Origin of the sequence: Salipiger sp. CCB-MM3 (assembly GCF_001687105.1) — a bacterium.
In the GTDB taxonomy this organism is placed as follows: Bacteria; Pseudomonadota; Alphaproteobacteria; order Rhodobacterales; family Rhodobacteraceae; genus Salipiger.
On record NZ_CP014595.1, the window covers coordinates 2245001 to 2266133 of the forward strand.

At 64.8% G+C, this 21133-nt stretch carries 13 protein-coding genes and 2 rRNA genes (1 of these 15 only partly in view); 11 read left to right on the top strand and 4 right to left on the bottom strand.

What is annotated here, in order from left to right:
• From AYJ57_RS10915 to AYJ57_RS10925, 3 genes are all read left to right on the top strand, one after another.
• Positions 1–2764: ribosomal RNA gene (locus tag AYJ57_RS10915) — 23S ribosomal RNA — on the top strand; it begins 70 nt to the left of the window's first position.
• A gap of 172 nt (positions 2765–2936) precedes the next feature.
• Positions 2937–3051 (top strand): 5S ribosomal RNA (rrf, locus tag AYJ57_RS10920).
• A gap of 307 nt (positions 3052–3358) precedes the next feature.
• The gene (locus AYJ57_RS10925; RefSeq protein WP_066104885.1) at positions 3359–5284 is read left to right on the top strand and encodes an HWE histidine kinase domain-containing protein; all 1926 of its coding nucleotides are present in this window, start codon (positions 3359–3361) and stop codon (positions 5282–5284) included.
• Between the two features lie 37 nt (positions 5285–5321).
• Here the strand turns inward: AYJ57_RS10925 and AYJ57_RS10930 are convergent, their stop codons facing one another.
• Positions 5322–6257 (bottom strand): LysR family transcriptional regulator, encoded by a 936-nt coding sequence (locus tag AYJ57_RS10930; RefSeq protein WP_066104888.1) that lies wholly within the window; start codon positions 6255–6257, stop codon positions 5322–5324.
• A 60-nt stretch (positions 6258–6317) separates the two neighbouring features.
• On the opposite strand from AYJ57_RS10930, the gene AYJ57_RS10935 reads away from it, so the two are divergent.
• The 7 genes from AYJ57_RS10935 (at position 6318) to AYJ57_RS10965 (ending at position 17200) form a co-directional block, all read left to right on the top strand.
• A complete protein-coding gene (locus AYJ57_RS10935; RefSeq protein WP_066104891.1) occupies positions 6318–9149 on the top strand; it encodes an FAD-binding and (Fe-S)-binding domain-containing protein in 2832 nt (943 codons plus the stop codon).
• A 223-nt stretch (positions 9150–9372) separates the two neighbouring features.
• A complete protein-coding gene (locus tag AYJ57_RS10940) occupies positions 9373–10131 on the top strand; it encodes a DeoR/GlpR family DNA-binding transcription regulator (protein ID WP_066104894.1) in 759 nt (252 codons plus the stop codon).
• A 160-nt stretch (positions 10132–10291) separates the two neighbouring features.
• Positions 10292–11686: an NAD(P)/FAD-dependent oxidoreductase gene (locus AYJ57_RS10945; protein ID WP_237220141.1), complete on the top strand. Its 1395-nt coding sequence runs from the start codon at positions 10292–10294 to the stop codon at positions 11684–11686.
• Positions 11683–12915 (top strand): NAD(P)/FAD-dependent oxidoreductase, encoded by a 1233-nt coding sequence (locus AYJ57_RS10950; protein WP_066104896.1) that lies wholly within the window; start codon positions 11683–11685, stop codon positions 12913–12915. The genes AYJ57_RS10945 and AYJ57_RS10950 overlap by 4 nt, the downstream gene beginning before the upstream one ends.
• Positions 12916–12918: 3 nt before the next feature.
• On the top strand, positions 12919–14322 hold the full coding sequence (locus tag AYJ57_RS10955) for an FGGY family carbohydrate kinase (protein ID WP_066104898.1): 1404 nt from the start codon (positions 12919–12921) through the stop codon (positions 14320–14322).
• Between the two features lie 420 nt (positions 14323–14742).
• On the top strand, positions 14743–16410 hold the full coding sequence (gene ggt, locus AYJ57_RS10960; protein ID WP_066104901.1) for a gamma-glutamyltransferase: 1668 nt from the start codon (positions 14743–14745) through the stop codon (positions 16408–16410).
• Between the two features lie 61 nt (positions 16411–16471).
• Complete coding sequence (locus AYJ57_RS10965; protein WP_066104903.1) at positions 16472–17200, top strand: SDR family NAD(P)-dependent oxidoreductase; 729 nt, start codon at positions 16472–16474, stop codon at positions 17198–17200.
• A gap of 66 nt (positions 17201–17266) precedes the next feature.
• Here the strand turns inward: AYJ57_RS10965 and AYJ57_RS10970 are convergent, their stop codons facing one another.
• Entirely contained in the window at positions 17267–18199 is a 933-nt protein-coding gene (locus AYJ57_RS10970) for a 2-hydroxyacid dehydrogenase (RefSeq protein WP_066104906.1), read from the bottom strand.
• Positions 18200–18240: 41 nt separating this feature from the next.
• Here AYJ57_RS10970 and AYJ57_RS10975 point away from each other — a divergent pair, with 41 nt between their 5' ends.
• On the top strand, positions 18241–19152 hold the full coding sequence (locus AYJ57_RS10975; RefSeq protein ID WP_066104909.1) for a LysR family transcriptional regulator: 912 nt from the start codon (positions 18241–18243) through the stop codon (positions 19150–19152).
• Between the two features lie 4 nt (positions 19153–19156).
• On the opposite strand, the gene AYJ57_RS10980 is transcribed toward AYJ57_RS10975, so the two are convergent.
• Complete coding sequence (locus AYJ57_RS10980; protein WP_066104912.1) at positions 19157–19834, bottom strand: RraA family protein; 678 nt, start codon at positions 19832–19834, stop codon at positions 19157–19159.
• An 11-nt stretch (positions 19835–19845) separates the two neighbouring features.
• Positions 19846–21132 (bottom strand): TRAP transporter large permease, encoded by a 1287-nt coding sequence (locus tag AYJ57_RS10985; protein ID WP_066104918.1) that lies wholly within the window; start codon positions 21130–21132, stop codon positions 19846–19848.
• Position 21133: the final 1 nt, after the last annotated feature.

Below are 21133 nucleotides of genomic sequence, written 5' to 3' on the forward strand. Positions count from 1 at the left end.
GATAAGTCCTGGGGAGCTGAGAATAAGCTTTGATCCAGGAATTTCCGAATGGGGCAACCCACCTGAAAGTTCGTTATAATTGCTCTTCGGAGCAGCCTATAACGGGCTTAAACAGGTACTTTTAACCTGAACACATAGGGTTTTAAGAGCAAACCCGGGGAACTGAAACATCTAAGTACCCGGAGGAAAGGACATCAATAGAGACTCCCCTAGTAGCGGCGAGCGAACGGGGACCAGCCGAGTCCTGAGAGTGAACAGAATGGTCTGGAAAGGCCAACCACAGCGGGTGACAGTCCCGTATGTGAAGCTCGATGGAACGTATTAAGTAGGGCGGGACACGTGAAATCCTGTCTGAAGATCGGGGGACCACCCCCGAAGGCTAAGTACTCCTTACTGACCGATAGCGAACCAGTACCGTGAGGGAAAGGTGAAAAGCACCCCGACGAGGGGAGTGAAACAGTACCTGAAACCGAACGCCTACAATCAGTCGGAGGCTCCTCGAGAGCTGACGGCGTACCTTTTGTATAATGGGTCATCGACTTGGTCTATCTAGCAAGCTTAAGCCGTTAGGTGTAGGCGCAGCGAAAGCGAGTCTTAATAGGGCGATGAGTTAGATGGATCAGACCCGAAACCGAGTGATCTAGGCATGACCAGGATGAAGGTTAGGTAACACTAACTGGAGGTCCGAACCCACACCTGTTGAAAAAGGTCGGGATGAGTTGTGCCTAGGGGTGAAAGGCCAATCAAACTCGGAGATAGCTGGTTCTCCGCGAAATCTATTTAGGTAGAGCGTCATCCGAATACCCCTGGGGGTAGAGCACTGGATGGGTAATGGGGCCCCACAGGCTTACTGATCCTAACCAAACTCCGAATACCAGGGAGTACTAGATGGCAGACACACTGCGGGTGCTAACGCCCGTAGTGGAGAGGGAAACAACCCTGACCTCCGGCTAAGGCCCCCAATTCATGGCTAAGTGGGAAAGCAGGTGGGACGACCAAAACAACCAGGAGGTTGGCTTAGAAGCAGCCATCCTTTAAAGATAGCGTAACAGCTCACTGGTCTAATTAAGTTGTCCTGCGGCGAAGATGTAACGGGGCTCAAGCCATGAGCCGAAGCCGAGGATGCGCATAGCGCATGGTAGCGGAGCGTAGTGTGACATAGGACTACTCCTCTTCTGCATCCTTCGGGATGTAATGGAGGAGCAAGTCCTTTCTGTGAAGCCGGGCTGTAAGGCATCCGGTGGAGAGATCACTAGCGAGAATGATGACATGAGTAGCGACAAAGAGTGTGAGAGACACTCTCGCCGAAAGTCCAAGGGTTCCTGCTTAAAGCTAATCTGAGCAGGGTAAGCCGGCCCCTAAGGCGAGGCCGAAAGGCGTAGTCGATGGGAACCAGGTCAATATTCCTGGGCCATGTGGTGGTGACGGATTGCAGAGGTCGTTCTTCCTTATCGGATTGGAAGGGCGGCTGAGCGGTTCCTGGAAATAGCCCCACTTTGAGACCGTACCCTAAACCGACACAGGTGGACTGGTAGAGAATACCAAGGCGCTTGAGAGAACGATGTTGAAGGAACTCGGCAAAATACCTCCGTAAGTTCGCGAGAAGGAGGCCCAGTTTCAACGCAAGTTTTGGCTGGGGGCACAAACCAGGGGGTGGCGACTGTTTACTAAAAACACAGGGCTCTGCGAAGTCGCAAGACGACGTATAGGGTCTGACGCCTGCCCGGTGCCTGAAGGTTAAAAGGAGGGGTGAGAGCTCTGAATTGAAGCCCAGGTAAACGGCGGCCGTAACTATAACGGTCCTAAGGTAGCGAAATTCCTTGTCGGGTAAGTTCCGACCTGCACGAATGGCGTAACGACTTCCCCGCTGTCTCCAACATCGACTCAGCGAAATTGAATTGCCTGTCAAGATGCAGGCTTCCCGCGGTTAGACGGAAAGACCCCGTGCACCTTTACTACAGCTTCACACTGGCATCAGGCCATGCATGTGCAGGATAGGTGGTAGGCTTCGAAGCGGACACGCCAGTGTCCGTGGAGCCTCCCTTGAGATACCACCCTTGCATTGCTTGATGTCTAACCGCGATCCCTTATCGGGTTCCGGGACCCTGTGTGGCGGGTAGTTTGACTGGGGCGGTCGCCTCCTAAAGCGTAACGGAGGCGCGCGAAGGTTGGCTCAGAGCGGTCGGAAATCGCTCGTTGAGTGCAATGGCAGAAGCCAGCCTGACTGCAAGACTGACAAGTCGAGCAGAGTCGAAAGACGGCCATAGTGATCCGGTGGTCCCAAGTGGGAGGGCCATCGCTCAACGGATAAAAGGTACGCCGGGGATAACAGGCTGATACTGCCCAAGAGTCCATATCGACGGCAGTGTTTGGCACCTCGATGTCGGCTCATCTCATCCTGGGGCTGGAGCAGGTCCCAAGGGTATGGCTGTTCGCCATTTAAAGAGGTACGTGAGCTGGGTTTAGAACGTCGTGAGACAGTTCGGTCCCTATCTGCCGTGGGTGTAGGATACTTGAGAGGAGTTGCCCCTAGTACGAGAGGACCGGGGTGAACGATCCACTGGTGGACCAGTTGTCGTGCCAACGGCAGTGCTGGGTAGCTATGATCGGACAGGATAACCGCTGAAGGCATCTAAGCGGGAAGCCCCCCTCAAAACAAGGTATCCCTGAGGGCCGTGGAAGACCACCACGTCGATAGGCCGGAGGTGTAAGTGCAGCAATGCATTCAGCTGACCGGTACTAATGGCCCGATAGGCTTGATCCGATCCAGGAACAGCAAGGCTGTTCCAAGATCAGACGAAGCATACAACCCCTACAAAATACTTGACTTGGTATCTGTCGCTCCCAGCTTCCCGGGGGTGTCGGCCCGCAACCTGCTTCGCAGGTCGCTTCCGCCGACCCGTCGCGCTGCGCGCGACGTTGTGGGTTTTTCTTGGTTTGGTGGTCATAGCGCAAGCAAAACACCCGGCTCCATTCCGAACCCGGCCGTTAAGTGCTGCCGCGCCAATGGTACTGCGTCTCAAGACGTGGGAGAGTAGGTCACCGCCAAACCTAGTAAAACCCACAATAAATCAACAAAAACGTATCTCTCAAAACGATCCTCAGCCTTATATTCCTATCCTGCAGCGCCGAGCGACCGCCACGCGACCCACCCCGGTCGCGATTTGCGCGTTTGTGTGGGCATCAGCGCCAAGATCGACCTGGCCGCATGCTCTCGACGTGGGGCAGGGTATCCGAATGACCCAACGCTAAGCACTCGCAGCGCCTATGGCCGGGGCCTCGCGGGCTGCTATGTTGTACTGCATCAGCGTCGTGGGGGGACAGGATGCTTCGTCAGCAAGATGCGCACTTTGGGCCAATGGACTTTCTTGCCGGGGACGGCGAGATGGCGCGGCGTATCCGTGAGACTGACTGGAGCGCGCATCCCTTCGGCCCGCCCGAGAACTGGCCGCAGTCGCTGCGATCCGCGCTGTCGATCTGTCTCAATTCGGCGTTTCCCACGGCCATCTACTGGGGGCCGGAGTTGCGGCTTCTCTACAATGACGCCTGGGCCCCAATCCCCGGACCGCGGCATCCGGCCTCGCTCGGCGCGCCCGCGCGCGAGGTCTGGAGCGACATCTGGTCGATCATCGAGCCACAGTTCAACGAGGTGATCCGCAGCGGCAGCGGGCTTTTCCTCGAAGACCAGATGCTGCCCATGCAGCGCTTTGGCTATCTAGAGGAAACCTATTGGAATTATAGCTTTACGCCGATGCGAGGCGAGCTCGGTGAAATCGTTGGGGTCTGGAATTCGGGGAGCGAGACCACCGAGAACGTGATCCAGCGGCGCAATGCCGAATGCATGGTGAAGCTGAACGAAGCGCTGCGCAATTGCACCAGCGCGCAGGACGGGATGCAGGTCTCTCTTGAGCGGCTGGGAACCCATCTGGGGGCCGATCTCGTCGGGCTGGCGGAGTTCGACGGCAGCGGCACCGCCGTTCCGCTGTGCGAGGTTTATACGCCGCAGTCTTCGGCGCGTCGGCCCGAGGGGGCGTCGATGTTTGGCCCGGCGCTGCTCGCCGAGCTCAAAGCTGGCATGGACGTCTTTGTCAGCAGAGGCGAGGCAGGGCAGGACCCCGAGACGGCGGCCTATATGTCAGCGCGCAATCTGGCCAGCGGCGTGCTGGTGCCGTGGCTGTCGGGCGGCGCGCTGCATGCGGTGCTCTATATCCACTGGTCCCGGCACCGATCGACCGGCGTGCTCGACGTGGCGCTGGTCGAGAAGGTGCTCGAGACGGTGATTTCTTGGGCCGAGCTGGAGCGGGCGCGGGCGCGCGAGGCGGTGATGTCGCAGGAGATCGACCACCGCGCGCGGAATATTCTGGCGATCCTGCGCGCCGTGGCGCGGTTGATTTCGGCCGAGACCGTCGCGGACTACAAGGCCAAGCTCGATGACCGGATCGCGGCACTGGCACGGATCCATGGTCTGCTGTCGCAGCGCAAGTGGGACGGTCTGACCCTGCGCGAAGTGATCGAGGTCGAGATCGCAACCTTCGGCGTTGCCGAAGGCGTCCGCCTGTCGCTGTCTGGTCCCGAAGTTTCGCTGCCGGCGGGCGATGCGCAACTGCTGGCGATGATGATCCATGAGATGAGCACCAACGCCTTAAAACATGGCGCGCTTGGCGATCCCGAGGGCGCGCTCGAGGTGGACTGGAGCGTGCGGAGCGAAGATGGCGCGGTGTTGCTGCGCTGGGTCGAGCAGTCTGGTCTCATCGTGCCCGAGGAGGCTCAAGATGACCTTCCGCGCGGCTTCGGCACCGTTCTACTGCAGCGTGTGGTTCAGGACCATTTTCAGGGACAGATCGAGCAAGCCATTGCGCCGGGGCAGTTCAGCTACGCGGTAACCCTGCGCAACGGCGCGTGGTCTGCTGAGCCCTCCGCTTCCGCCGCCGAGGTCATCGCAGGGGGAGATGATCCTGCAACGACGGTCCTGATCGTCGAGGACGAGCCGATCATCGCATTGGACCTTGCGGGTATGATGGAAGACGCAGGCTATGCGCTTTTTGGTCAACATGGCACCGTTGCTACGGCGCTCGAGGCGCTTGAGAAGGGCATGCCTGACCTTGCCCTGCTGGACGAGAACCTTGCGGGCGAGCGCTCGACAGCGGTGCTGGACAAGCTGATGGCGCATGGTGTGCCGGTGGTGATCATCTCGGGCTATGACGGCGAGGCGATGACCGGCGTGCCCCGGCTTGCAAAACCCATCTCTGAGGCCGAGCTTCTGGCTACGCTGAAAAGCATGTGAAGGGCCAGCCGGTCAGGGTAGAGCGGCTGGCTTGCGCTCAACGCTCCGCGCGGCTTTCGGTCGTCTTCGCACGAAGGTCGCGAAACTGCTCTTCGAAGGCGGCGGCGGTGGGCGAGGGCGCGCGCCGCGCCGGGGTCAGCAGGTAGAGCTTGCGTTCGAGCCGCAGGTCCGCGAGCGGGACGAAGGCGATGCCCGGATCGTTGAACAGCTCTACCGCATTGCGCGGCAGCAGCGCGATGCCCACGCCCGCGCGTACGAGGCAAAGCTGCGCGATGGTGGAATGGCTCCGCAGCGGGCCGGTTTTGAACCGCGCGGGCAGCGCCGCGCCCGCAAGCAGCCGCGAGGTGCCGGTGTCCGCGCCAAGGTGAATGAGCTCTTGCGGATCAATGGCATCCAGCGGAACCGCCGCCGCGGCACGCGCCAGAGGGTGACCCGCGGCGCAGGCCAGCCCGAAGAGATCGGCGGCGATCTCGGTCTGAACAAGCTCTGGCGAGCTGCGGGCGCGTCCCGCGATGGCCAGATCCAGCCGGTCGTCGGCGACCATGCCCGCCAGCGCCTCGGCAACATCGTCATGCAAGGTCAGTTCCACATCGGGATGGCTCTGACGGAAAGCGGCAATCGCCGGGGCCACATGCGGGGTGATCGCCGAGGGCGTCGCGCCGATCCGAAGGCGCCCGCGCAGACCGCGCGCCCGATCGCGCAGCCGCGACAGCGCGCGGTCCATGGCCGCGAGCAGCGGTGCCGTCTCTTCAAGAAACTCCTGTCCCAGCGGCGTTGGCGCAGGCGGGCGGGACCGGCGGTCAAAGAGCGCGCCGCCGGCGATGTCCTCAAGCTGGCGGACCGTCTCGGTCAGCGCCGAGGGCACCACACCCAGACGGTCCGCGGCGCGGGCAAAGCTGCCCTCGGCGCGGATTGTGTGGATGGCGCGCAGGTGGCGCAGGTTGAAGTTCGTATTTTCTGAATCAATCTTCATATGTTTCAATTTCAAAGAATGCGGGTCTTCGGTCAATATGCCGCCAGACAGGAGACCCAGATGACCGCCACCGACCGCAGCCTTTCCGACGCCATCGACCGACTTCCGCGCGCCCTGAAGGACGCGGGCTTTCGCGGAGAGGTGACGCGTGACAGCGCGCTGAGGGCGGCCATGTCCACCGACAATTCCGTCTATCGCATCCTGCCCGACCTCATCGTCGCGCCGCGCGATGCTGCGGATGTGGCGGCCTGCATGTCGGTGCTGGAGCGTCCCGAGTTTGCCCATGTCCCGCTGACCGCGCGCGGCGGCGGCACCGGCACCAATGGCCAGAGCCTCAACCGCGGCATCATCCTCGACATGCGCCGCCATATGCACCGGCTGCTGGAGGTCGATCCCGAGGGACAATGGGCCGACGTGGAGCCGGGCATCGTGCTCGACGATCTGAACGCGCAGCTGCGGCCTAAGGGGCTGTTCTTTGCGCCTGAAACCTCGACCTCGACCCGCTGTGTCGTCGGCGGCATGGTGTCGACCGATGCTTCGGGCAAGGGCTCGCGCATCTACGGCAAGACCTCGGACAATCTCTTGGGGGTCGAGATCGCGCGGGGGCAGGGGCTGGTCTCCAGCCTCAGCGACGCGCCGGACTGGGCCGCGCCGATGCTGGCGGCGGCAGAAACCGCAGCGCGGGCCGGGCGCGCGGCCTTCATCAAAAACACCCCGCGGCTCAACCGTCGCTTCACCGGCTATGACCTCGAGCGCGCCTGCCCCGAAGAGGGCGGCTTTCAGTGGTGGCGGCTGTTCCCCGGATCCGAAGGCACGCTTGGGCCGATCACCCGCATCCGGGTGAAGCTCCGCCCGCTGCCCAAGGAAAAGCGCCTCGTGGTCGCCGGGTTTGCCAGTTTCCGCGACTCGCTGGCCGCTGCGATGCCGCTTCTGCAGGACAATCCGACCGCCATCGAGGTGATGGACGAGCGGGTGCAGGCCCTCGCCGAAGAGGCCGGTCTGCTTGGCCGCCTGCCCGAAACCCTGCGTCCGCTGGGCGGTGAGGCGCTGGCCTACACATTCGTCGAATTCAATGGCGACGATGCCGCGGAACTTGCGGCGCGCATCGCGGCTTGCGAGGCGCGTCTGCAGGGCTTGCCCGGCATCCGGGCGGTGCATGTCGCGGCAGGCAGCGATGAAATCCGCGACCTTTGGGCGGTCCGCTCGGCCGGTGTCGGGCTCTTGGGCAAGATCGACGGCCGGGCGCGCCCCGTTGCCTTCGTCGAAGATTGTGTTGTGCCGCCCGAGACGCTGCCGGAGTTCCTCGACGGTTTTCTCGACATTCTCACCCGGCATGGGCTGAGTTTTGGCATCTACGGCCATGTGGACGTCGGCTGCCTGCACATCCGCCCGGCGCTCGACATTGACGCAGAGGAGGGCCGCGCGCGGCTGGTGCAGGTCTCTGACGAGATCTTCGAGTTGGTCAACCGCCATGGCGGCATCTTCTGGGGCGAGCACGGCAAAGGGGTGCGCGGTGCCTATCTCGAGGGCTGGATCGGGCCGGAGGCCTATGCCGCGCTGCAGGGGGTAAAGGCCGCCTTCGATCCTTCGGGGCGTTTCAATCCCGGCAAACTGGTCGCCGCGGGCGCGCCGGTCATGGGTATCGCCACGACACCCTTCCGCCCGTTCAACGCACCTGAGGGCGATCCGCTGGAAAAGGCTTTCCGCTGCAACGGCAATGCCCAATGCCTCAGCTATGCGGCGAGCGTGCCCATGTGCCCGTCCTTCAAGGCGACGGGGGACGTGCGACACTCGCCGAAGGGACGCGCCGATGCGCTGCGCGCATGGCACGGGGACCGGCAGACCGGAGAGGCGACGATAGACGAGGCGGACCTTCTCGGCACGCTCGACACCTGCCTCGGTTGCAAGGCCTGCGCCTCGACCTGCCCGGTGCAGGTGGACATCCCGGCGATGCGGGCGGCGTTCTACGCGGAGGTCTACACCCGCAAGGCGCGGCCGCTGACCGACCGGGCGATGCTGCTGGCCGAACGTCTGAGCCCGCTCATGCTGCGCGCGGCACCCGTGATACGACCGTTCTGGCCGCTCGCACGGCGCGTGGCAGAGGTGATGCTGGGCGTGACGGATTTACCCGGAGAACTAGCGCACCCCTTGCCGCGTTCGGCACGGATCTCGCTGGCCGAGCTCAAACAGCGCGCGCTTCCGGAGCGTGCGGTTCTTGTGTGGATGGATTGGTTCTCGGCGCTCTATGACGGCGTGACGCAGCGCGATGTCTATCAAGGCCTCACGGCGCTCGGTTATGCGCCGCTCTTTGTCGAGATGCTGCCAGCGGGCAAAGTGGCGGGCGATCTTGGCGACCGGGCGGGGTCTGCGAAGATGGCGGGGCGTTTGGTGGCGGCGCTCAGCAACGGCGCGGCCAGCGGCGCGCCGATGATCGGTCTCGACCCGGCCTTCGTCATGGCGCTGCGGCAGGACTATCGCAAGGCGGGGCTCGACGTGCCGGAGGTGCTCTTGCCGCAGGAATTTCTTGCGGCGGAGGTCCGGCGCGGGGCGACGCTGCCGCAGGTGCCCGGCGGGGCGCTGAGCCTCTTCACCCATTGCACCGAAAGTACCGGAGCGCCGGGGGCGCGGAAAGACTGGCAGGAGGTGTTTGCCGCGCTTGGCCTGCAGATCGACACGCCCGCGACCGGCTGCTGCGGCATGGCGGGCATGTTTGGGCACAAAGAACGGCACCAGCAGATGTCTCGCAAGCTGTTCGATATGTCTTGGGCGGAGCCTTTGGCCAAGGCTGAGGAGGCAGTGGCCACGGGGTTTTCCTGCCGCTGCCAGACGGAGCGGCTCGCGGGCATGCCGATGCGTCACCCGCTGGGCCTGATTGCCGACCGTCTGAAATAAGCTTCGCGAAGGCTCCAAACCCGGTGTTTTGCCCCGGAAGGCCGCAGGATTGATCACCTGCGCGCCGAAGCGCGTTCGCGGGCAGCCCATCCTTCCCATTCCCGTTGCGCCGGGTAACCCGTTCCGCCAACCTGTGGAAACAGTCTATATTGGTGACCAAACCGTCACCATTTTGGTGAATGTTTTTGGGAGGACCCTCGTGAAGCCAGCTGCGCGCCGGGAAATGATTGTGCAACTTGTCGAGGATCTCGGGGAGGTGCTTGTCGACAGTCTTGCCGAAAGGTTCGATGCCTCCCGCGAGACGATCCGGCGCGATCTGAACGAATTGGACGGGGCGGGGCGGATCCGCAAGTTTCACGGCGGGGCCCGCAAAGCCTCGAGCCGGGGCGACGGCGGGCTTGTCGAGGGGCCTTTCGACACGCGGATGGAGACATTGGCGGGCGAAAAGGCGGCGATCGGGCGCTGCGCCGCGGGCCTCTTTGACGAGGGGGCGGTGATCTTCATCGACACCGGATCGACAACGATCGCCTTTGCACGGGCGTTGGCGCGGCGGCGCGCGCTTACCGTGATCACCAATTCGCCGGAGATCGCCCGCCTTCTTTCCCGCCCCGAGGGCCAGCATCGGGTCTACCTCGTCGGCGGCGAGATTGCCGCCGAGGGTCGCGAGACGCTGGGCGCGCTGGCCATCGAACAGCTTGGCCGTTTCAAGGCCCGCCATGCGGTGCTCACGATCGGCGGGATGACCACCGGGGAAATCATGGATTTTGACCTGCGCGAGACGGAACTTGCCCGCGCCATGGTCTCGCGCGCGGAAGAGGTCACCGTGCTGGCGGATCACAGCAAGCTTGGCCGCGCGGCGGTGTTCGAGGTGGCGGCGCTCACAGACATTGATCGTTTGGTGACTGACCGTTTGCCCACCGCCGAGATGCAGGCGGCACTGCGCGCGGCAGGGGTCGATCTAATCATCGCGCCCGACGAGTGACGGCCCATGCGCTGAAACTTTCCGCAAAGCCCGCCCCGGTCGGCGGGTTTTCTTGTTCATGCACTGCCGCAATGTTGTGGATACAGTCATTATGATGCACGATCAGTCAAAATCCAAAGCGCCAATCATTTCGCGCTTTGGAAAGTGACGGAGGCGTAGCTTGACCATTTCAGTGCCCGACACGGACGTCGCAATCATCGGGGCCGGTGTTGTGGGCTGCGCGATGGCGCGACGCTTTGCCTTGGAAGGCGCCCGCGTTGTGGTGATCGAGGCGGGCACAGACATCCTATCCGGCGCGTCGAAAGCCAATAGCGCGATCCTGCACACCGGGTTCGACGCGCCGCCGGGGTCGCTTGAACTGCACTGCATGCAGCAGGCCTATGACGAATACCTCAGCATTCGCAATGAGATGAACCTGCCACTTCTGGAGACCGGCGCGATGGTGGCGGCGTGGACCGCGCAGGAGGAAGAGCGTCTGCCAGACTTGCTTGCGCAGGCGCAGGAAAATGGGGTGAGCGACGCGCGGCTGATCTCTCGCGCCGAGGTGCTCGCCCGCGAGCCGCATCTGGCGGGGGACGTGCGCGCCGCGCTTCTGGTGCCGCGCGAGCATGTGGTCGACCCGTGGTCGGCGCCGCTCGCCTATGCGACGCAGGCGCAGGCGCTTGGCGCGCGCTTCATGTTTGCCGCGCCGCTTCAATCGGCGCGGCGCGACGGCGGCACTTGGCATCTGGCGACTGCTGCGGGAGAGTTGCGCGCAAGAACTGTGGTCAATTGCGCGGGTCTGTACGGGGATCATATTGAGGCGATGTTGACCGGCGCCAGCCGCTTTGAGATCCGCCCGCGGAAGGGGCAATTCGTGGTCTTCGACAAGGCGGCATCGGCGCTGCTGCGTACGATCCTGCTGCCGGTGCCGAGCGACCGGACCAAGGGCATCGTGTTGACGCGCACGGCGTTCGGCAACCTTCTGGTCGGCCCGACGGCGGAAGAGCAGGAGGCGCGCGACCGTCCCGATGTCACCCGGCCCGAGCTTGACGCGCTGATCGCAAGAGCCGGAGAGATGGTGCCGGGGCTGCGCGACATGCCGGTCACGGCGGTCTATGCCGGATTGCGCCCAGCGAGTGAGCGCAAGGAATACCGTGTCCATGCCGATGCCGACCTTGGCTATTATTGCGCCGGGGGGATCCGGTCCACCGGGCTCACCGCCTCACTGGGCATCGCACGCCACGTTTTCGACCTTTGGGCACAGGCGTATTCCGCGTCCGGGCCCGCCGTCGCCGCGCCGCCAGTCGTCAAGGTGCCCAACCTTGCCGAACACCGCCCACGAGACTGGCAGCGGCCGGGACATGACGGCATCCTGTGCCACTGCGAAATGGTCACAACGCGCGAGGTTGAGGCGGCGCTGCAAAGCCCGCTGCCGCCGGGCGATTTCGGCGGCCTCCGCCGCCGCACCCGCTGCGCCATGGGCCGCTGTCAGGGGTTCAACTGCCTCGCCCGGATCGCCAGCCTGTGCGAAGGCCGTCTGCGCGCGCCGATGGTCTCGGAGGACGCGCCATGACCGCCCGCGATGACTATGACGTGATCGTTGTCGGTGGCGGGCCAGCGGGCCTCTCGGCCGCCACGACGCTCAAAGCGCTCGGCGTTGAAAGGGTTCTGCTGCTCGAAAGGTTTGAAGCTGCAGGCGGGATGCCGCGCCATTGCGGCCATCCGCCGTTTGGCATGCGCGAGTTTCGCCGGATCCTCAGTGGCCCTGCCTATGCGCGCCGTTTGGTGGCCGAGGCGGAGCGTGCCGGGGTCGAGATACGCACCCGCAGCAGCGTGCTTGAGCTGAAACCCGGCGGCGTGCTCGAAGTGGCCACGACCGAGGGGATCGAGCACCTCACTGCCCGCCGCATCCTCATTGCAACGGGCACTCGTGAGCAGTCCCGCGCCCAACTGCTGGCACCGGGGCTCCGCCCTCTAGGGGTGATGAACACCGCCGCGCTGCAATCCTTCGTCTATCTCGACGGCCGCGCCCCTTTCGCACGACCGGTGATCATTGGCAGCGAGCTTGTCTCGCTCTCCGCACTGCTCACCTGCCGCCGTCACGGAATCCGCCCCGTCGCACTGATCGAGCCCGACCGGGCGCCGCGCACCCGTTCGCTCTTCATGCAGCTCTGCCGGGCGCTGCGCGTGCCGGTCCATTGCGGGGCGCAATTGCTCTCGATCGAAGGCCGCACCCGAGTCGAGGCGCTGTGCCTGCGCAAGGCCGATGGCACGGAGCAGCGTCTGGAGTGTGACGGCATCGTCTTTTCCGGCCGCTTCACACCCGAGGCTACATTGGCCCGGCAAAGCGCGCTGCGGATCGATCCGGGCACGCTGGGGCCGGACGTCGATGCCGAGGGTCGCAGTTGCGATCCGCAGGTCTTTGTTGCAGGCAACGTACTGCACCCGGTCGAGACGGCGGGCCATTGCTGGGCCGAAGGTCGGCGCATCGCGCGGCGGATCGCAGAGGACCTTTCGACGGACGCGTCGATCCCGCAGGCGGGACCGCGCATCAAACTTGGCGAAGGGCTGCGCTACGTGGTGCCGCAATCGCTGGCCCGCGCGGAGGTGGATTGCGTGCTCAATATCCGTGCCGAGGGGACGGCGCGCGGGCGCCTCGTGCTCCGCAACGCGGCGGGGCAAGAGGTCGCGTCGCGCCGGGTCAACAGCTATCCCGAGCAGCCCCTCCGACTTAAGGTTCCGGCGCGAACAGGCGGCCTGTCCGGACAGGAGCTTGAGCTGCGGTTGGAAGAAAGAGGCTGAGCCATGCGAATTCTGGCGCTCGATCAGGGGACGACCTCGACGCGCGGCCTGCTGGTCGATGCGCGCGGCGGCTGCCGGATTGTTAAGGCGCTGCGCCACGCGCAACATTTTCCCGCCGCCGAACGGGTCGAACATGATCCCGCCGAGCTTCTGGCCAACCTGCGCGCGGTGATTGATGCGGCGGGCCCGGTGGATGCCATCGCCCTGTCGAACCAAGGCGAAAGCTGCCTTGCGTGGGATGCCCAGACCGGCGCGCCACTGTCGCGCATCATCGTCTGGCAGGACCGGCGCACGGAGGCGCGCCTCGCTAAGATGACAGATGCCGAGGCGATGGTGCGCGCGCGGGCCGGTCTGCCGCTCGATCCCTATTTTTCAGCCTCGAAACTGGCGTGGCTTCTGGAAACGCAGCCGCAGGTGGCCGAGGCGCATCGCACAGGGCGGCTTCGGCTCGGCACAACGGACGCCTTTTTTCTGCAGAACCTGACCGGCGCGGCGCTGACCGATGTGACCACCGCCTCGCGGACATCGCTCATGTCGCTGGAGACGGGCAGTTGGGATCCGGACCTCTGCGCGCTCTTCGGTGTCCCGCTGGAGTGCCTGCCCGAGATCCGCGCCACGGTAAGCGACTTCGGGCGCATCGGCGAAACCCCGGTGACCGCAGCTATCGTTGATCAGCAGGCGGCGCTTTACGGCCATGGGTGCCGCGCGCCGGGGGATGCGAAGATCACCTTCGGAACCGGGGCCTTCGCATTGGCGCTGGCAGGGGAGACACGCCCCGATCTGGAGGGCAGCGGGCTGCTGCCGACGGTGGCGTGGCGTTTCGGCGAGCGGACGCGTTTTGCCAGCGACGGCGGTGTGCACGCGGCTGGCGCGGCGGTGGAATGGGCGCTGCGCGTTGGGCTTTTGGACAGCCCGGAGGCGCTGGCGGCGTTTGATGCTGCGCCCGCCATTGATCGCGATCTGGCTTTCGTTCCCGCGCTGTCGGGCCTTGCCGCGCCGCATTGGGACGGGTCTGCTGCAGGGCTCTTCATTGGCATGACCGGAGCCACGACGCGCGATGATCTGGCGCAGGCGCTGATCGAAGGCGTGGCGCTGCGCGCGGCTGAGGTGGTGGTACGGATGGGGCAAACGCAGGGTGCCATCGAGCGCATTTCCGTGGACGGTGGGCTGAGCCGCTCGGAATACCTGTGCCAGTTCCTCGCGGATGTGACCGGCGCGCAGATCGTGCTGCCGGGGACCGAAGAACTCACGGCCTATGGCGCGGCGCAACTGGCGGCACTGGGACTGGGCGTGGAGGTGCCCGCCCCGCTGCCGAGGGCAGAAATCACCCCCCGTGCCTGTGACAGGGCAGCACGCATGTCCCGTTTTTCCGACGCGGTGACGCGGGCCCGTGGATGGCGGCAGTAGGGGTGCTGCGAGCTCGGGTCTCTTCGTTTTGGTGGTGTGGTGCAAACCACCATATCAGGCGAAAAATAGACCATTCGGTCAGTTTTGATGTGGCGCTCTCCAGCGCGGATTCCGAAACCGCACTGCAGAAGGCAGGCCTGTGCAAAAAACAGGCCAAACTGTCGCCCAAGCGGCATTTCTCTTGCGAGTCCCTTAACTTCCCCCGGGCAATGCACATAGTGCAGATGCCAGCCTCCGGCAGGCTTGCCCGGCGTGCCGCAAACCCTGCATTTCTTGCTCTGCAAGCACGGCAGAGCGCGCCGGGACGGGAGTTTTCCCGTGACCTAGGATCACCTCGGTCATACGCTGACCGAAACCACAACCCGCCCCGATTTCCGACGTGGGTGTGGCTCTGAAAGACCGAACAGGAAAGCAAAGCTCATGACCTCCGAAAACCCGCCGCTCCCCTTTGTTTGCCGCAAGACCCCGGCGCAAAGCTCGCAGGGTATTGTGGTGACCAACCATCCGCTTGGCTCGGTGGCGGGACACGAGATGCTCGCCTCGGGCGGCAATGCGGTGGATGCGGCGGTGGCCTCGCTGCTGGCGCTGACGGTGGTCGAGCCGATGATGGTGGGGATTGCCGGCGGCGGCGTGGCGCATCTGCGCCTGCCGGACGGAGAGCACACGGTTTATGACTGCCTGTCGCAGGCCCCCGCGGCGGCAACGCCGGACATGTTCCAGCCGGTCTCGGACCGGCTGCCGGACTACATGGAGACGGTCGGGCGGCGCAATCTCGTGGGCCCCTCGGCGGTCGCGGTGCCCGGCAATCTGCAGGGCTGGTGCGCGATGCAAAAGGCCCATGGCGCGCTGCCCTTCGAGGATGTGATCGCCCCGGCGATCCGTTACGCGCAGCGCGGTTTTGCGGTGACCAACTATCTTGCCTCGAACATTGAGCGCCACGCCGAAGACATGTCGAAGGATCCCGAGATCTCGCGCATCTTCCTGCCCGGCGGCACCCCGGCGAAGCCCGGCCATCGGCTGGTGCAGAGCGACTATGCCGAGAGCTTGAAGCTCGTGGCCAAGGAAGGCGCTGCGGCGTTGCACGGTGGCGCTCTGGGCCGCGCGCTGGTTGACCGCCTCGCCACCGGCGGGCCGGATGCGGGGCTCGTCTCCATGGCGGATCTCGAGGGCTATACCGCGAAGGAACGCGAGGCGATCTTCGGCAGCTATCGCGGCCATGACATCGTTGGCCCGCCGCCGCCCGCCTCGTCGGGCGTGCATGTGGCGCAGATGCTCAACATCCTCGAGGACTTTGATCTGGCGGCTATGGGCTTTGACAGCCCCGAGCGCCTGCACCTTCTGGCCGAGGCCATCCGCATCGGTTTCGAGGATCGCCGCGCCGCCTCGGGCGATCCCGATTTCGTCGATATCCCGGTCGAGAAGCTGATCTCCAAGGCCTATGGCGAGGCGTGCCGCGACCGCATGCGCCCCGCGGGCGGCGCGGGCCATGTGCCGCCGGGCTATGAGAGCCGCAACACCACGCATATCACCGTGGCAGATCGCGATGGGCGGATCGTCTCGGCGACGCATACGATCAACGGTCTTTTTGGTGCGCGCTTCATGGTGCCGGGGACCGGCATGATCCCCAACAACTACATGTACAACTTCGACCCGCATCCCGGGAAGGCGTTGTCGATCGCGCCGGGCAAGCGCGTGCCCACCTCCATGGCGCCGATGATCGTGCTGAAGGATGGCAAGCCGAGCTTTGCGCTGGGGCTGCCGGGGGCCGTTCGCATCTTCCCCTCGGCGATGCAGGCGATCATCAATATGATCGATTTCGGCATGACCCCGCAGCAGGCGGTCGAGGCGCCTCGGGTCTGGACCGAGGGCGCGCATGTGGAGCTTGAGCCGGCGTACGCGCATCATGCCGAGGCGCTGACCGCGATGGGCCATGAGGTGCGCGTGGTGCCGCATATCGGCGGCGGGATGAATGCCATCGCCTTTGGCGCCGACGGCGAGATGACCGGGGCCGCCTGCTGGCGCGCCGATGGCACGGTCTCGGCGCTTGGCGGCGGGCTGGCGGGCGAAGGCATTGCCTTCCATATCTGACAAAGTGCAGAGGCGCGGCGCCAGCACATGGCGCAGCGCAGCAGACTGAGAGGCACGAGACATGCAAAAGACGTTATTGCTGACCGGGGCGAGCCGGGGGATCGGCCATGCCACGGTGAAGGTGTTCCAGGCGGCGGGCTGGCGGGTGCTGACCGTCTCACGCACGGGCTTTGATGACCGCTGCCCGTGGCACGCCGGATCCACCGATCACTTTCAGGGCGATCTGTCGAACCCCGAGAACCGCGCCGATCTGGTGGCGCGGGTGCGCGAAAGCCTTGGTGGTGGCCCGCTCAACGCCATCGTCAACAACGCCGGGATTTCTCCGAAAGGCGAGGGCGGCTCGCGGCTCGGCATTGCCGAAAGCTCCGACGAGGTCTGGCGGCAGGTTCTGGCGGTGAACCTGATGGGACCGGCGGCGCTGATGCGCGATCTGCTGCCCGAGCTCGAACAGGGCAAGGGCGCGGTGGTCAACGTCGGCTCGATCGTCGGCTCGCGGGTGCACCCGTTCGCCGGGGCGGCCTATGCCTGCTCGAAGGCGGCGCTGGCCGCGCTGACCCGCGAGGCGGCGGCAGAGCTTGGCCCGCGCGGGGTGCGGGTGAACATGGTGACGCCGGGCGAGATCGAGACCGAGATCCTCTCGCCGGGGACCGAGGAAATGGCCGAGATCATTCCGCTGCGCCGCCTCGGCAAGCCCGATGAGGTGGCGCGCGTGGTGCTGTTCCTGTGCTCTGAACAGGCCTCTTACGTCAATGGTGCCTCGATCGACGTCAACGGTGGCCAGCATGCCTAAAGCAAAGGGGCGGGCGTGATGCGACACGCCCGCCCCCGCGGTTTTGCTCCCAGGGTAGGGGGCGGCTCAGTAGCCGCGCCCCGCATCCGCCAGATCGGCGCAAGTGCCGGTTTCCTCATAGGTCTTGAGGTTGGCGGCGATGATCCGCCCGCCGGTGGCCGCGTCGATCTGCGAGGCCACATGCGGCGTCACGGTGATCGCCGGATGATCCCAGAACGGGTTGTCGGTCGGCAGCGGCTCTTGGTGGAAGACGTCGAGCGTCGCCTGCTTGATCTGGCCGCTGTCCAGCGCCGCCAGCAGGTCCTCGTCCACGAGGTGCGGGCCGCGCGCGCAGTTGATCACGCAGGCGCCCTTGGCCAGCTTGCCGAAAAGCTCGGCATTCATCAGGCCGCGGGTCTGGTCGGTGAGCGGCAGCAGGTTCACGAGGATCTCGCAGCCCGACAGGAAGTCGTCGAACTGCTCGGGGCCGGTGAAGGTCTCGACGCCCTCGATTCTCTTGGGCGACTTCGACCAGCCGCGCGTGGTGAAGCCGAGCCCGGCCAGCGTCTGCGCCGCAGCGGTGCCGAGGTTGCCAAGACCCATGACGCCGACGATGCGGTTCGGGGCGACGGGAACGACGATCGCGTGCCAGTCCTTCTCGGCCTGCGCCTGCAACTGGCGCGGCATGTCGCGGTGATGGCGCAGCACCTGCAGCGCCACATATTCGCGCATGCGCTGGGTGAGGTCGGTGCCCACGGTGCGGATGATCGGCACGCCCTGCGGCAGCGCTTCGTCGGCCAGCACGTGGTCGATGCCGGCGCCGATCGAGACGATGGCCTTGAGGTTGGGCAGCTTGGCCAGATCGCCGGTGCGCGGACGCCAGACGACGGCATAGGTGACCGCCTCGGGGTCGGTTACCTCATCCAGCGGCTGGACCGTCCATCCGGGCAGCAGGTCTTGCAGCATATCCACCCACCATTGGGTCTTATCGGCGAGGGGAAGATAGACGGCGACAGTCATGGGAACTCCTTGGGTGTGGCCTTGATATCGGAGACAAGGGAATGAACTTCAAACAGCTCGAAGCCTTCTACTGGCTTAGCGAGTTTCATAATTACAGGCAGACGGCAGAGCATCTGGGTCTGACGCAGCCTGCGGTTTCCGCGCGGATTCAGTCGCTCGAGAAGGACCTCGGCAAGACCCTCATCGACCGCGAAGCGCCGGGCTTCGTGTTGACCGATCAGGGGCTTGAGGTGGCCGAGTTCGCTGTCGACTTCCTGAATCTGCGCGAGGCGATGATGGGGCGGCTGCAGGACAAGCAAAAGCGCGGCCTGAGCATCGGGCTTGCGGGCATGGCCGCGCTGACTTGGGGTCCGCTGCTGCGCGCCGCGGTCGAGGCGGCGCACCCCGAGCTGATCCTCGACATTTACGCCGGATCGGACCTGCAGCTGCGCCGCTTTGTCGAGGCCGGCACGCTGGACGCTGCCTTCACCGCGACCGGCGACAGGGCACGCGGCACGGATTTCGCCGTGCGCTACGACGTGGGCTGGGTGGCGCGACCCGACGTGATCGAGGGCAGGGCGATGCCGATGAGCCCGGACGAGCTGCGCAAGCTGCCGCTGGTGCTCTATCCCAAGACCTCGCCGCTCTTCACGCCGGTCGCCGACTATGTCGACGACATGCGCGAGCGTCCCGCGCCGCGCCATTACGGCAATTCGCTCTCGACGATCTGCGAGATGGTGCGCGGCGGCTACGGCGCCTCGGCGCTGGCGCTCACCGCGCTGCGCGAGGATTTGGCGCGCGGCACGGTCGTCCATATTCCGGCGACCGAACCGCTCGCGCCGCTGCACGTGTCCTGCACCCACCTCAACCGCGCCCGCCGAAAGCAGGTGGTCGAGGTGCTCGAGCTGGCCCGTGAGGCCGCCAGAGAGTGGTGCGCAGAACATCCTGAGTACAGCTCCTTCGTCGAGATTTGAGGGCTTAGCCCTCTGTCTTGGCCTTGACCATCTTGGTTGCGCCGGACATCTCACCGAGGTGCGTGCCAGCGGTGACCTTGGCCTCATTGACGCGGCCGCGCTCGGTCTTCAGCTCGCCCTCGGCCAGCACCTCGTCGAGGTCCTCGGGGGCAATGAACAGCACGCCGCTTTCATCTGCCAGCACCGCGTAGCCCGGAAGCACGGTGGCGCCGCCGATCGAGACCGGCACGTTGAAGCCGCCGCCGGTGTTGTAAAGCCGCGTGGTGACGGGCGAGGGGCCGCGCGACCACATGGCGAAATCCTGATCCTTGATCTCGGCGGTGTCGGTGTGCGGGCCGTCGACGCAGCCGCCTTCGAGGCCGATCATCGCCGCCATACGGGTCACGCCGCCGCCCCAGCAGGCGTATTTCGTGTCGCCAAGACGGTCGACGGCAAGGAAGTAGCCCGGCCCGCACTGGCTGAGGCAATGGTGCAGCAGCGTGCTGTCGAGGCCCGGAATGGCCAGCGTCGCGACGGTGGCGGCGACGACCTTGCCCGGCAGCACCGGCTGGATCGCGGGGGCGGCAAAGCCGTAGTGGTAGAAGTGGCCGATGGTGGCGGTTTCGAGCTTTGCCAGCCGGTCGAGCTTGTCCTGCGGGATGGGCTCGGGCATCGGGTTCAGCTTGTAGACGAGATTGGACATGGGTCCCTCTTTTAGTTTTGTGGTCCGAGGATGAGGTCGGGCAGCAGCGTCACTGTCTGCGGCACGAAGGTCAGGAGGATGAGCACCGCAAAGAGCGGCAGCAGCATCGGCAGCACGGCCATGGTCACTTTCTCGAAGCGCACGCGTCCGACTTCGGCGACGATGTAGAGGCCGATGCCCATGGGCGGCGTGGCGATGCCGATCAGCAGGCCAAGCTGGATGATGATCCCGAAGTGCACGCGGTCGATGCCATAGGCGTCGATCAGCGGCAGCAGGGTGGGCACGAGGATCAGCTTGGCGGGCACACCCTCGACGACGCAGCCGACGAGAATGATGAACACCAGCAGCAGTCCGAGGAAGACGTTCTTGTTCTCGGTCAGGCTGAAGGTGAAGTCGGCCAGTTTCTGCGGCGTCTGGTCGATGGCCAGCAGCCAGCCCATGGCGATGGAGAAGGCGATGATGATCATGATGACCGCGGTCATCATTGCGGTGTCCGACAGCGCGTTGAAGAAGGCGCGGAAGGTCAGCTCGCGGTACCAGATGCCGATCAGCACGCAGTAGATGCAGGCCAGCACGCCCGCCTCGGTGGCGGTGACAAAGCCGAACATGATGCTGCCCAAGATGATCGCCGGGGCGACCAGCGCCAGAAAGCCATGCTTTGCGGTGCCGACGACTTCGCGGGCGGAGGCGCGGGGCTGGGTCGGGAACTCCTGAAACTGCGCGCGGATACGCACATAGATCATCAGCGCCAGACCGACGAGAATGCCCGGCACGAGGCCCGCAAGGAACATCCGCTCGATCGATTGCTGCGCGAGGAAGGCATAGAGCACGAGGCCGATCGACGGCGGGATGAGCGGCCCGATGACCGAGGAGGCGACGGTGATCGCGGCGGCGAAATCGGCTTTGTAGCCGCTCTCGCGCATCGCCTTGATCTCGATCGCGCCCAGACCGGCGCAGTCCGCCACGGCGGCGCCCGAGATGCCCGCGAAGATCATCGAGGAGAGGATGTTGACCTGCGCGAGGCCCGCCTTGAGGTGGCCCACCAGCGCGTTGGCGAAGGCGAAGATGCGCTCGGTGACGCCGGTGGCGTTCATCAGATTGCCCGCCATGATGAAGAAGGGCACAGCGGTCAGCGAGGCTTTGTTCACCCCTTCCAGCATCTGCTGGGGAATGATCTGCAGCGCGGTGGAGAAATCCGAGGTCAGGAAGGTCAGCACCGTGGCGGTGCCGATGGCAATCGAGATCGGAACGCGCAGCAGGATGAGCGCGATGAATGTGCCGAAGAGAATCCAGGCCATG